The sequence below is a fragment of the Buchnera aphidicola (Periphyllus koelreuteriae) genome (genome assembly GCF_039360445.1).
Taxonomy (GTDB): Bacteria; Pseudomonadota; Gammaproteobacteria; order Enterobacterales; family Enterobacteriaceae; genus Buchnera_J; species Buchnera_J aphidicola_BM.
On the sequence record NZ_CP134981.1, the window covers coordinates 228,306 to 242,039 of the forward strand.

Below are 13,734 nucleotides of genomic sequence, written 5' to 3' on the forward strand. Positions count from 1 at the left end.
TAATTTAGTATTAAATAAGGAATATTCTTATTATGTTTTCAAAAAAAAAAATAAAATCTGATGTAAAATTATGGAATTATTTAAAATATGAAAAAATTAGACAAAATAACACAATTACATTAATAGCTTCAGAAAATTATGCTAGTTTTGAAGTTATGAAAGCTCAAGGGTCTATTTTAACTAATAAATATGCTGAAGGATATTCTAGTAAAAGATATTATGGAGGATGCAAATATATTGATAAAATAGAAAATTTAGCTATTAATAGAGCTAAATCTTTATTTAAATCAGATTATGCAAATGTTCAACCTCATTCTGGTTCACAGGCAAATTTTGCTGTTTATAATGCTTTATTAAATCCAGGAGATGTAATTTTAGGAATGAATTTATCTGATGGTGGTCATTTAACACATGGTTCAAATGTAAATTTTTCAGGGAAATTATATAAATCTATTACATATAAATTAAATAAAAATGGAGAAATAAATTATAAAGAAATTGAAAAACTTTCAAAAAAATATTTACCAAAGATAATAATTGGAGGATTTTCTTCTTATTCAGGAATATGTAATTGGAAAAAAATGAGACAAATTGCAGATAAAATTAATGCATATTTATTAGTAGATATTGCTCATATAGCTGGATTAATTGTTTCTGGATTATATCCTAGCCCAATGAATTATGCTCATGTTGTTACTACAACAACTCATAAAACTTTATCTGGTCCAAGAGGTGGATTAATTTTATCTAATGAAAAAAATAAAATTTTATATGATAAATTAAACAAATCTGTTTTTCCTGGATCACAAGGTGGTCCTTTAATGCATATTATTGCAGCTAAAGCAATAGCATTTAAAGAAGCAATGAATAAAAGTTTTAAATCTTATCAAAACCAAATTTTAAAAAATTCTAAAGTAATGTCTCAATATTTTATAAAAAAAAAATTTAAATTAGTTTCTAATGGAACGCATAATCATTTATTTATAATTAATTTATCAAATAAAAATATAACAGGAAAAGAAGCAGAATTTTTCTTAAGTAAATCAAATATTATAGTTAATAAAAATACTGTTCCAAATGATAAAAAAAAATATTTTATTACATCTGGAATTCGAATTGGAACCCCTGCAATTACTCGTAGAGGAATAAAAGAATTAGAATCTGAAAAAATAGCATATTGGATTTCACATTTATTAAATAATTTTAATGATTATCATAAAAGTATTTTTATTAAAAAAAAAATATTAGAAATATGTAATATGTATCCTATATATTAAGAATAAATATTTTAATATAAACATAAAAAAATAAACTTTTTTATGTTTTTATTTTTTATAAAAAAAATAATATAAAATATATTTTAAAAAATTTTAAAAATTATAAAAAATTATTTATTTTTAATAATTTTAAATTTATTAAATAAATTTATTTTATAAAAAAAATTTTATATTTTTATAATAAATAAATTTAATTTAATGATAAAATTTCAATCCATAATGGTTCTTTTTTTGTTTGTAAACGATTTATTTTAGTTAAATAACCATTTTTTTTATTTATTTTATATATAGAAATAAAATTAGATTTTTGACCAGATACAATTAAATATTTTCCTTTTTTTTCAATTTTAAAACTTCTTGGTTGTTTTTCTGTTTTATAAATTTTAATTAATTTTATTTTTCCTGTATTTTTATTTACATGAAATAATGTAATAGAATGATTACTTCTTTCAGAAGCATATAAAAAATTCCCACATGGAGAAAAATGAATATCTGAAGCCCATTTTTTTTTTAAAATTATATTTAAAATATTTATTTTTTGTATACATATTATTTTTTTAATATTTAATATTTTTTTAATAACCCAAACTGAAATACTGCTATTCAATTCATGTATAATATATAAAAAATTTTTTTTAGGATGAAAAATAATATGACGCGGCCCGCTATTTTTAGAACATTTTAAAAAATTTTTTTTAGATTTAAAAATTTTTTTTATATTTTTTAAATTATATATAAAAACTTTATCTAATAAAAGAGATGTACAAAATATAAATTTATTTTTTTTATCTATAACAGAAGCGTGACAACCTAAAATATTTTTTCCAGTTTGAAAATTTTTTTTAAGAATTCCATTTTTATTTAAATAATGTAAACTAATAGAATTTCCACCATATGAACTATTTAATAAATATTTTTTATTTTTATTTATAAATATATGATTAGGGTTTCCAATAGTTTTTGTTTTTTTTATTTTTTTTAAATATCCTTTTTTATTTATTTTATAAGTTATAATTCTTGCTTTATTTCGTACACCTGCATATAAAATATTTTTTTTATGAAATATTTTTATTGGTTGAATTTCTCCTTTTGTATTAATTTCTTGTATTTTTTTTATTTTATTTGAAGATTTAAATTGAAAAACTTCAATAGTCTTTTTTTTTGGTATGGATACATAAATAATATATTTTTTTAATATTTTCATTTTTTTTTAAATTCTTTTTATTTTATTTTTAATAAATTATATAAATTTATATAAAATTTTTATTTTTTTAAATTTTTTTTTATTTTAAATAAAAATTTTATAATCCATTTTAATTTTTTTTGATCATTTTTAAAAAATTTTTTAAAAATTAATTTATTTTGATTTTTTATTTTCCAAATTTTGTGATTTTTTTTTAAAAATTTAATTAACCATTCAACATTAATTTTATTAGGATAAAAAAATTTTATTATTCCTCCTAAATTATTAAATTTTATTTTTTTTATTTTTATTTTTTTTGATAAAATTTGTATTTTTTTAATTAAAATTAAATTTTTTGAAATTTTTGGAATTTTTCCAAATAATTTAATTAATTTTTTTTTTATTTTTTTTAATTTAAAAATGCTTTTTATAGAAGAAATTTTTATGTAAAAATTTAATCTTGTATTTATGTTAGGTATATATTTTTCTGGAAACAAATGAGGTATTTGTAATTCAATTTTTGTATCTTGATTTAATAAATTTTTAACAGATTTTTTATTTCCTTTTTTTAAATTTTTTATAGCTTTTTTTAATAATTTTAAATATAATTCAATTCCTATATTTTTAATATGTCCACTTTGTTTTTTTCCTAAAATTTCACCAACTCCTCTAATTTCTAAATCATGTGTAGCTAAAGAAAACCCAGCTTTAAAATCTTGTATAGAAGATATATATTGTAATCTTTTTTTAGAATTTTCCGTTATTTTTTTTATATCCGAAACTAATAGCCATGCATATGCTTGATGATAAGATCTTCCAACTCTTCCTCGTAATTGATGTAATTGTGATAAACCAAAATAATCTGCATTTTCTATAATAATTGTATTAGCTGAAGGTATATCCAATCCTGTTTCAATAATAGTTGTACATAATAATATATTAAATTTTTTTTTATAAAAATCTTGCATAATAATTTTTAAATTATTTTTTTTCATTTGTCCATGACTAATTTTAAAATTTCCTTCTGGAACTAATTTACATAAATATTTTAATTTAAATTTAATATTTTTAACTTTATTATAAACATAATACACTTGTCCTCCTCTTTTTATTTCTTTTAATATAGCTTTTCTTATAATTTTATCTGTTTTGTTTTTTATAAAAGTCTTTACTAAAAGTTTTTTATCTGGAGGAGTATTTATAATTGACAAATCTCTTATTCCTAATAAAGACATATTTAATGTACGAGGAATTGGAGTTGCTGTTAATGTTAATATATCAATATTATTAAACATTTTTTTTATATGTTCTTTGTGACAAACACCAAATCTATGCTCTTCATCTATAATTAATAATCCTAAATTATTCCATTGTATTTTATTAAATAAAATTTTATGAGTTCCAATGATAATATCTAATTTTCCATTTTTAATATTTTTAATAATTTTTTTTTGCTCTTTAATACTTTTAAATCTTGATAAAGTTTCAATTGAAATAGAATATTTTAAAAATCGTTTTATAAAATTATTATAATGTTGTTGAGCTAATATTGTTGTAGGAACTAAAATTGCTACTTGTTTTTTATTACAACTTGCAACAAATGCAGCTCTCATAGCAACTTCAGTTTTTCCGAATCCAACATCTCCACATACTAAACGATCCATTGGTTTTGATGAATACATATCATTTAATACTGAATTAATTACTTTATATTGATCTGGTGTTGTTTTAAAAGGAAAACTTTTACAAAATTTTATATATTTTTTTTTATATTTTTTAAAAGAAAAACCAGTTTTAGATAATCTATTTGAATATATATTTAATAACATTGCTGCAGTATCAAATATTTTTTTTGAAATTTTTTTAGTTGATTTAATCCAATTTTCATTACCCAATTTATTTAAACGAACAATATTATTGTTATAATTATTATATATAGTAATTAAATTTAATGATGATATAGGAACATATAATTTATCATTATCTGCATATAAAATAACAAAGTATTCTGATTTTATTCCAGAAATTTCTATTGTTTTTAATCCTTTATATTTTCCTATTCCATATTGAATATGAATAACTAATTGATTAATATTAATATTAAATAAATTTTTTTTAAATATATTTGTTCTAATTTTTTTCATGAAATATTTGAGATAAGTTAAACTGAAATTTTAAATATTAATAAATTTTTTTATTAAAATTATTCAGCAAATTTATACTATACAAAATTTTTTATAATATATAAATATTTTTTAAGATTTTTTATTTTAAAATTTTATATTTTAAAAAATATAATTATAATTATATTTATATGATAAAAATATATGTTAAAATTAATTTATTAAAAATATATTATATTATATATTTTAATTTAATAATAAAAAATTTTAATCATTCATTATAATTAAGAGAAAAAAAGTATGACTATTAAAGTAGGAATTAATGGTTTTGGAAGAATCGGAAGAATGGTTTTTCGTTTAGCTCAACAAAGAAAAGATATAGAAGTAGTAGCTATAAATGATCTTTTAAGTCCAGAGTATATAGGTTATATGTTAAAATATGATTCTACACATGGAAAATTTTTAGAAAAAATAAAAATTAAAAAAAATTCTATTGAAATAAAAAATAAAAATATTCGAATTACTTCTGAAAAAAATTTAAAAAATTTAAAATGGAGAGATTTATCTGTAGATGTTGTAATAGAATCAACTGGATTATTTTTAACAACAAATGAAGCAAAAAAACATCTTTTATCAGGAGCTAAAAAAGTAGTTATAACAGGACCTTCAAGAGATGATACACCAATGTTTGTTAAAGGAGTAAATTTTAATTCTTATAAAGGAGAAAAAATTGTTTCAAATGCTTCTTGTACAACAAATTGTTTAGCTCCACTTGTAAAAGTTATACATAAAGAATTTTTTATGATAGAAGGATTAATGACTACTGTGCATTCTACTACTTCAACACAAAAAACAGTTGATGGTGTTTCTTTAAAAGATTGGAGAGGAGGAAGAGGAGCATTACAAAATATTATTCCATCTTCTACAGGAGCAGCAGTTGCAGTTGGAAAAGTATTACCTGAACTTAATAATAAACTTACTGGAATAGCATTTCGTATACCAACTCCTAATGTTTCTGTTATTGATTTAACTTGTAGATATAAAAAATCTTCTAATTATAAAGATATTTGTTCAGTAATTAAAGAGTATTCAAAAAATAAAATGAAAGGAATAATAGGATATACTAAAGATAATGTTGTTTCATCAGATTTTAATGGATCAGAATTAACATCTATTTTTGATTCTTCTGCAGGATTATGTTTAAATAAAAATTTTGTAAAATTAATTTCTTGGTATGATAATGAAACAGGATATTCCAGTAAAGTATTAGATTTAGTTAAATTAATTTCTTCATAATTTATTTTAAAAAAAATTACATTATTAAAAAATTCAAATAAGGTATATAGTAATTATATATACCTAATTTATTTATTTTTTTATTCATTATAGTAAAAAAATTAATAAAAAATATTATTTTTTTAAAATAATTTTTAACCATTTTTTTATTCTTTTTTGTGTTAATTTTGGTTGTCTATCTTCATCAATAACTAATCCTAAAAAATTGTTTTTATTTATTAATGCTTTAGAAGAATCAAAATTATAACCTTTAGATGACCATTCTCCAATTATTTTTGCTCCTTGTTTTAATACAATATCATATATAATTTTCATTGCATCACAAAAATATTCTCCATAATCTTCTTGATCTCCGCATCCAAATATTGCAACTTTTTTTGTTTTAAAATTTATTTTTTTTAAAGTTGGAAGAAAATCATCCCAATCACATTGAACTTCTCCATAATACCATGTTGAAACTCCTAAAATATATAAATCATATTTTAAAAAATCATTTTTACAAGAAGAGGATATATCATGTACATTAGATTGTTTTCCTATTAATTCATTTATAATTTTAGATACTTTTTCTGTGTTTCCTGTATCAGTTCCAAAAAAAATTCCAATTTTTTTCATTTTATTTTTTCCTTTTTTAAATTTTTATTAAAAAAAACTTTAAATATTTAAAATAGTATATAAAATTTTAAATATTATTAATAATATATAAATATTAAAAAATATATAGTTTATTTTTTTAAATTTTATTGATATTAATTTAAATAAAATTTTTTATAATTTTTTAATAAAAAAATATGGATTATTTAAATATGACTTCTTTAATTTGGTTAAGAAATGATTTAAGAATAGATGATAATAAAGCTTTATATTATGCTTGTAAAAAAAAAAAAGATATAATTGTATTATTTATTTCTACTCCAAAGCAATGGAAAAATCATTCTATGTCTGGAAAACAGGCTAATTTTATTTATAATAGATTATTATATTTACAAAAAAAATTTTTTTCTTTAAATATTAATTTTCTTTACAAAGAAGCAAAAGATTTTAATAAATCAATTAAATGTATTTTATTAATTTGTAAAAAATATAAAATTTCATCTGTATTTTATAATTTTCAATATGAATTTAATGAAAAAAAAAGAGATGATTTATTAAAAATAAATTTATTAAATAATAAAATAAAAGTATATAATTTTCATGATAATATTTTAGTTTCTCCTAATTTAATTAAAAATAATTTAGGAAATTCATATAAAATATTTTATTTTTTTAAAAAAAAAATATTAAATATATTAAAAAATAAAAAAATAATTTGTGTTTCTCAACCAAAAATTAGAAAAAAATTAAAAATTTTAAATAAAAAAAATATAAATTTTAGATTTAAATTTAAAAAATTTAATATAACAAAATTTCCATTTAAAGATAAATTAATTATAAAAAAAATAAATTATTTTTTTAAAAATAAATTTTTTTTATATAATAAAAAAAAAGATTATTTATATTTAAATAATACAAGTGAATTTTCTATATATTTAAATTTAGGAGTTTTTTCTGTTAGAAAATTTTTTTATTATATTTTAAAATATAGTAAAAATAATTATAAAAATTCATATATTTTATTAAATAAATTATTATGGAGAGAATTTTTTAAACATTTAATGTTTTCATATCAAAATCTATCTAAAAATTTATCTTTAAAACCATTTGAAAAAAAAATAAAATGGAAAAATAATCATTTAAAAATTAAAGCATGGAAAAAAGGTTTAACAGGAGTTCCAATTATAGACGCTGGGATGAGACAATTAAAAAAAACAGGTTGGTTAAATAATCGATTGCGCATGATTGTTTCAAATTTTTTAGTAAAAAATTTATTAATTAATTGGAGAATTGGTGAAAAACATTTTATGTTAAATTTAATTGATTCTGATTTTTCTATAAATAATGGAAATTGGCAATGGATATCATCATGTGGAACTGATTCAGTATCATACATTCGAACTTTTAATCCATATATTCAATCAAAAAAATTTGATAATAAAGGAATATTCATAAAAAAATATGTTAAAGAATTAAAAAATGTTCCAATAAAAAATATACATAAACCATATTTATGGTTAAAAAAAAATGAACCATACACAAAATATCCAAAACCTATTATAAATTATGAAAAAAATAAAAAAATATTTGAAAAAATTATAAAAAAATTAATTTAAATTTAAAAATTATGAAAAATACTATTTTAGAAAAAATTATAAATAAAAAATTAAATTCTTTTAAATTTAATGATTGTGTTTATAATGGTTTACAAATTGAAGGTTGTTCAGAAGTAAATAATATTATTACAGGAGTAACTGCATCTCAATTATTATTAAACAAAGCTATTAAATATAAAGCTGATGCTATTATAGTTCATCATGGATATTTTTGGGATAATGAACCAAAATATATTAAAGGATTTTATAAAAATCGTTTAAAAACTATTTTATCTAATAATATTAATTTATATAGTTGGCACTTGCCTTTAGATGCTCATTCTACAATTAGTAATAATTTTTATATAGGAAAAATTTTAAAAATTAATATAAAAGGAATGTTAAATCCTTATTTATGGTGGGGTAAATTTAAAAATTATATTTATGGAAAAAAATTATATAAAATAATTTATTCTGTTTTTAATCGGAAACCAATATATATTTTTGGAGATAAAAAAAAAAAAATATCAAGTGTAGCTTGGTGTAGCGGAAAAGGTCAAAAATTTATTCATCAAGTAATTAAACATAAAATTGATTGTTTTATTACAGGAGAAATATCTGAAGAAACTACACATTATGCAAGAGAATCTAATATACATTTTTTTTCTGCAGGTCATCATGCAACAGAAATAGGTGGGATAAAATTATTAAGTAAATGGTTAAACTCAAATTATTTAGATTTAAATGTTAAATTTATTAATATTAACAATCCAGTTTAAATTTTTAATTTATTTTAAAAAAATATATTTATTTTTTTATAAATTTTAAAAAGAGAATCATATGAAAGAGAAAAATTATAATAAAATTATAAACGAATCTTGGATAAATCCAATTAATCAAGAATATCTTGAAAATATATATCAAAAATATTTAAAAAATAGAAATTCTATTGATTTATTTTGGAAAAAAAAATTTGATAATTTTGAACAAAATAAAAATATTAATAAAAAACAAATAAATTTTAAAAAAAATTCTTTTTTTTTAAATTCTAAGAAAGTTTATAAAATATTAAATTTTTTTAGAAAAAAAGGTCATAAATATTCTAATATAAATCCTTTAAATAAAAAAAATTATAAAAAAAAAAAAAAATTGTTAAATTATTCTTATTTTAATATTTTAAACAAAGATATAAATAAAAAAATTTCAATAAAAGATAATTTAAATTCAATTAAAACATTTTGTAATATAAATAAATTTATAAAATGGCTTAAAAAAAAATATTGTCATACTATTGGTTTTGAATTTTCTCATATAAGTTTAAAAAAAGAAAAAAAATGGATTCAAAATTATATAGAAAAAAAATGGATTAAAAAAAAATTTTGTATAAAAAAAAAAAAAAATATTCTTCAATCTATTATTTATTCAGAAACATTTGAAAAATATATTAATTCAAAATATCCAGGTTATAAAAGATTTTCTTTAGAAGGAAATGATTCTTTAATTCCTATGTTACATGAAACTATTTATTTTTCTATTAAAAAAAAAATTTTAAATTTTTATATTGGTATGGCTCATCGAGGAAGATTAAATGTCTTAATAAACGTTTTAGGAAAATCATCAAAAAAATTATTTAAAGAATTTAATGGAAAAAATTTTAATAATTTAAATAATGGAGATGTTAAATATCATCTTGGATTTTATTCAAAAATTATAACTAAATATGGAACTGGAAAATTAAATTTAGAATATAATCCTTCTCATTTAGAAATAATTAATCCAGTTATAATGGGAATTTCTCGTTCTTATTTAGATTCTTTAAATACATTTGATACTAATAAAGTTTTACCAATTATGATACATGGAGATGCATCTTTTATTGCTCAAGGTGTTATTCAAGAGACATTAAATCTTTCTCAAACACCAGGATATACTGTTGGTGGATCGATACATATTATTATAAATAATCAAATTGCATTTACAACATCTAAAATAAATAATATGAGATCTAGTTATTATTCTACTGATATTGCAAAAATGATTGAATCTCCTGTTTTTCATGTTAACTCAGATGATCCTGAAGCATGTATTTTTTCTATTCAAATGGCTATAAAATATAGAATAAAATTTAAAAAAGATGTATTTATTGATTTAATAGGATATAGAAGAAACGGACATAATGAATCGGATGACCCAACTGTTACTCAACCATTAATGTATAAGATGATTAAAAATCATCCTACTATAAAAAATATTTATTCAAAAAAATTAATTGATGAAAAAATTATTACAGAAAATCAAATTAAACAAATAATATCAAATTATAGAAAAATTCTTGATTCTGGATCTATTGTTTCTGGTAATTATAATTTTTTAAAGTTAATTCCAATAAAAAAAAATAAATATATTAATAAAAATATTTATAAAAAAAAAATAAAAAAAAATGAAATAAAAAAAATATATAAAAAAGTTAACACATTACCTAAAAATTTAAATATTCATCCATTAGTAAAAAAAATTTATTCTGATAGAATAAATATGATAAATTTAGAAAAAAAATTAGATTGGGGAGCTTCTGAAACTTTAGCATATGCATATTTATTAAAAAATGGAATATCATGTAGAATTTCAGGAGAAGATGTAATTAGAGGAACTTTTTTTCATCGTCATGCTATCATTTATGATCAAAAAAATGAAAAAAAATATTCTCCTTTAAAAAATGTTAAAAATGGAAAATTTTTTATTTGGAATTCTGTTTTATCAGAAGAAGCAGTTTTAGCTTTTGAATATGGATATAGTTTAAGAAATAAAAATATTTTAACTATATGGGAAGCTCAATTTGGAGATTTTTCAAATGTAGCTCAAGTTGTTATTGATCAATTTATTAGTTCTGGACAAGAAAAATGGAATCAAACTTCTGGTATAGTATTATTTTTACCACATGGTCATGAAGGTCAAGGACCTGAACATTCTTCTGCTAGAATTGAAAGATATTTACAATTATGTTCGAAAAAAAATTTAAATTTATGTATACCAACTACAGCATCTCAAATTTTTCATCTATTATGTAAACATGTATTTAATAAAAGAACCACTCCTTTAATTATTTTTTCTCCAAAATCTTTATTACGAAATCCATTATCTAAATCTTTATTTTCTGAAATATATAAAACAAATTTTAAAAAAATAATTTTTAATGAAAAACTTTTAAAAAATAAAAAAATAAATAAAATTATTTTATGTTCAGGAAAAATATATTATGAATTATTTGAATATAAAATAAAATTTAATATAAAAAATTCATTATTAATTCGAATAGAGCAATTATATCCTTTTCCAAAAAAAGAAATATTAAAAATTTTTAATTATAATAATATAAATATAAAAAATGTTATTTGGTGTCAAGAAGAACCTCAAAATCAAGGTTCATGGATGTATATAAAAAATTGTTTAGAAAAAATTTTATATAAAAAAATTTCAGTAAAATATATTGGAAGATCAACATCTCCATCTTCTTCTACTGGTAATGTTTATGTTCATCGATTTAATCAATTTGAAATTATTAAAAAAGTATTTGAAAAATAAATTTTTTAAATAAAAGAGATATTAAAAAATGGAAAAAAAAATAAAAATTTTAGTACCCGAACTTCCTGAATCAGTTTATCAAGCAAAAATTATTAAATGGAATAAAAAAATTGGAGATATAATTCAAAAAGATGATGTATTAGTAGATTTGGAAACAGATAAAATTATAATTGAAGTTCCAACATTAAAAAATGGAAAATTAATTTCAATTAATAAATATCCTGGAGATTTAGTTAAAACAAATGATTTATTATGTTATATACAAAAAAATATAAAATATTCTAAAAAAAAATATATAAATGATAAAAATTTATCTCCATCTTTAAGAAGAAAAAAAAAAATACTTGATCAAAAAGAAAATAATACAAATATTCAATCTATTAAAATAAAAAATAATAAACATACTCCATCTATTAAAATAGAAAATAACAAAAATATAAAAAATAATTTTAGTTTAAAAAATAATCAATTAAAAATAAAAAAAATTATTGAAATGTCAAGTTTTCGTAAAAAAATTTCTGAAAAATTAGTAAAATCAAAAAATGAAACAGCTATATTAACAACATTTAATGAAGTTAATATGGATTCAATAATAAAAATTAGAAAAAATTTTGGAGATTCATTTCAAAAAAAACATGGAATTAAACTTGGTTTAATGTCTTTTTTTGTAAAATCTGTTTATTTAGCATTAAAAGAATATCCTCAAATTAATACTTCTATAAATAAAAATAAAATAATTTTTTATGATAGTTTTAATATAAATATTGCTATTTCAACAAATAGAGGATTAGTTGCTCCAGTTTTATTTAATGTTGATCAAATGACTATGGCTGATATTGAAAAAAAAATAAATTTTTATTCTATTCAAGGTAAAAATGGAAAGCTTACAATGAATGATTTAAATAATGGAACTTTTACTATTACTAATGGAGGAGTTTTTGGATCTTTATTTTCTACTCCTATTATTAATTCTCCTCAAACAGCAATATTAGGAACTCATACAATTAAAAATAGACCAATTGCGACTAAAAAAAATAAAATTAAAATAGCTCCAATGATGTATATTTCTCTTTCATATGATCATCGATTAATAGATGGAAAAGATTCAGTAGGGTTTTTAATGAAAATAAAATATACTTTAGAAAATTTTATGAATATAGCTTTAGATATATAATATTTTTATATATTATTTTAATAAATAAAATTTTAATATAATATTTTTTTATTAATATTTTAATATTTTATATTTAATATAAAATTTTTACTAATATAATTTTTTTGCAATAGATTTTAAAAAGAATTATATTAGTATAATAAAAAATTATTTAATTTTGCTTTAAAAAAAAGGAAATTATTTATGACATATAAAGTAATATTTTTAAGACACGGAGAAAGTGAATGGAATGAATCTAATAAATTTACTGGATGGAATGATGTTTGTTTAACAAAAAAAGGAAAAAAAGAAGCAAAACAAGCTGGTAAAATTTTAAAACAAAATAATATAAAATTTGATATAGCTTATACTTCTGTATTAAAAAGAGCCGTTTATACTTTATGGATTATATTAAAACAAATAGAACAACCATGGATAAAAATAAAAAATACATGGAGATTAAATGAACGACATTATGGTTCATTACAAGGATTTAATAAAGAAGAAGTAATACCATTTTATGGAAAAAAAAAAGTTATAGATTGGAGAAGAAGTTTTAGTGTAATTCCTCCTAAAATGAAATCATATAATGATCATTTATCTGGATATGATATTAGATATTCTTCTATGGAAAATAATAAATTTCCATTAGGAGAAAGTTTAAAATGTACTTTAAAAAGAGTTCTTCCGTATTGGAATAAAATTATTTTACCTCAAATGAAACAAAATAAAAAAATAATTGTTGTAGCTCATGGAAATTCTTTAAGAGCATTAATTAAATTTTTAGATAATATTAATGAACATGATGTTCCAGATTTAGATATCCCAACTGGAAAACCTATAATATATAAATTTGATGAAAAATTTAATCCTATAAAATATTATTTTTTATAAAAATAGATCAATATTTTTTAAATTTTTATATATATTT

Annotated in this window: 10 protein-coding genes; 7 read left to right on the forward strand and 3 right to left on the reverse strand. The window is 18.1% G+C overall.

Going from position 1 to position 13,734, the window contains the following annotated elements; genetic code table 11:
• The first annotated feature begins 32 nt into the window (after window positions 1–32).
• Window positions 33–1,277: a serine hydroxymethyltransferase gene (gene glyA / locus RJT80_RS01020; RefSeq protein ID WP_343187579.1), complete on the forward strand. Its 1,245-nt coding sequence runs from the start codon at window positions 33–35 to the stop codon at window positions 1,275–1,277.
• 190 nt (window positions 1,278–1,467) lie between these two features.
• Here the strand turns inward: glyA and RJT80_RS01025 are convergent, their stop codons facing one another.
• Both RJT80_RS01025 and mfd read right to left on the reverse strand, forming a co-directional pair.
• Window positions 1,468–2,481 (reverse strand): beta-propeller fold lactonase family protein, encoded by a 1,014-nt coding sequence (locus RJT80_RS01025; protein WP_343187580.1) that lies wholly within the window; start codon window positions 2,479–2,481, stop codon window positions 1,468–1,470.
• Window positions 2,482–2,540: 59 nt separating this feature from the next.
• On the reverse strand, window positions 2,541–4,604 hold the full coding sequence (gene mfd / locus RJT80_RS01030) for a transcription-repair coupling factor (RefSeq protein WP_343187581.1): 2,064 nt from the start codon (window positions 4,602–4,604) through the stop codon (window positions 2,541–2,543).
• 279 nt (window positions 4,605–4,883) lie between these two features.
• Between mfd and gap the strand changes: the two genes are divergently transcribed.
• Complete coding sequence (gene gap / locus RJT80_RS01035; RefSeq protein WP_343187582.1) at window positions 4,884–5,879, forward strand: type I glyceraldehyde-3-phosphate dehydrogenase; 996 nt, start codon at window positions 4,884–4,886, stop codon at window positions 5,877–5,879.
• Window positions 5,880–5,993: 114 nt separating this feature from the next.
• On the opposite strand, the gene fldA is transcribed toward gap, so the two are convergent.
• The gene (fldA, locus tag RJT80_RS01040; RefSeq protein ID WP_343187583.1) at window positions 5,994–6,494 is read right to left on the reverse strand and encodes a flavodoxin FldA; all 501 of its coding nucleotides are present in this window, start codon (window positions 6,492–6,494) and stop codon (window positions 5,994–5,996) included.
• Between the two features lie 176 nt (window positions 6,495–6,670).
• Between fldA and RJT80_RS01045 the strand changes: the two genes are divergently transcribed.
• The 5 genes from RJT80_RS01045 (at window position 6,671) to gpmA (ending at window position 13,697) form a co-directional block, all read left to right on the forward strand.
• A complete protein-coding gene (locus RJT80_RS01045) occupies window positions 6,671–8,089 on the forward strand; it encodes a cryptochrome/photolyase family protein (RefSeq protein ID WP_343187584.1) in 1,419 nt (472 codons plus the stop codon).
• Between the two features lie 11 nt (window positions 8,090–8,100).
• Window positions 8,101–8,847 (forward strand): Nif3-like dinuclear metal center hexameric protein, encoded by a 747-nt coding sequence (locus tag RJT80_RS01050; protein ID WP_343187585.1) that lies wholly within the window; start codon window positions 8,101–8,103, stop codon window positions 8,845–8,847.
• Between the two features lie 61 nt (window positions 8,848–8,908).
• Window positions 8,909–11,650, forward strand: a complete 2,742-nt coding sequence (locus RJT80_RS01055; RefSeq protein WP_343187586.1) for a 2-oxoglutarate dehydrogenase E1 component — start codon at window positions 8,909–8,911, stop codon at window positions 11,648–11,650.
• 28 nt (window positions 11,651–11,678) lie between these two features.
• Window positions 11,679–12,824 carry a 2-oxo acid dehydrogenase subunit E2 gene (locus tag RJT80_RS01060; protein ID WP_343187587.1) on the forward strand — a complete coding sequence of 382 codons (1,146 nt, stop codon included), beginning with the start codon at window positions 11,679–11,681 and terminating at the stop codon, window positions 12,822–12,824.
• Window positions 12,825–13,007: 183 nt separating this feature from the next.
• The gene (gene gpmA, locus RJT80_RS01065; RefSeq protein ID WP_343187588.1) at window positions 13,008–13,697 is read left to right on the forward strand and encodes a 2,3-diphosphoglycerate-dependent phosphoglycerate mutase; all 690 of its coding nucleotides are present in this window, start codon (window positions 13,008–13,010) and stop codon (window positions 13,695–13,697) included.
• Window positions 13,698–13,734: the final 37 nt, after the last annotated feature.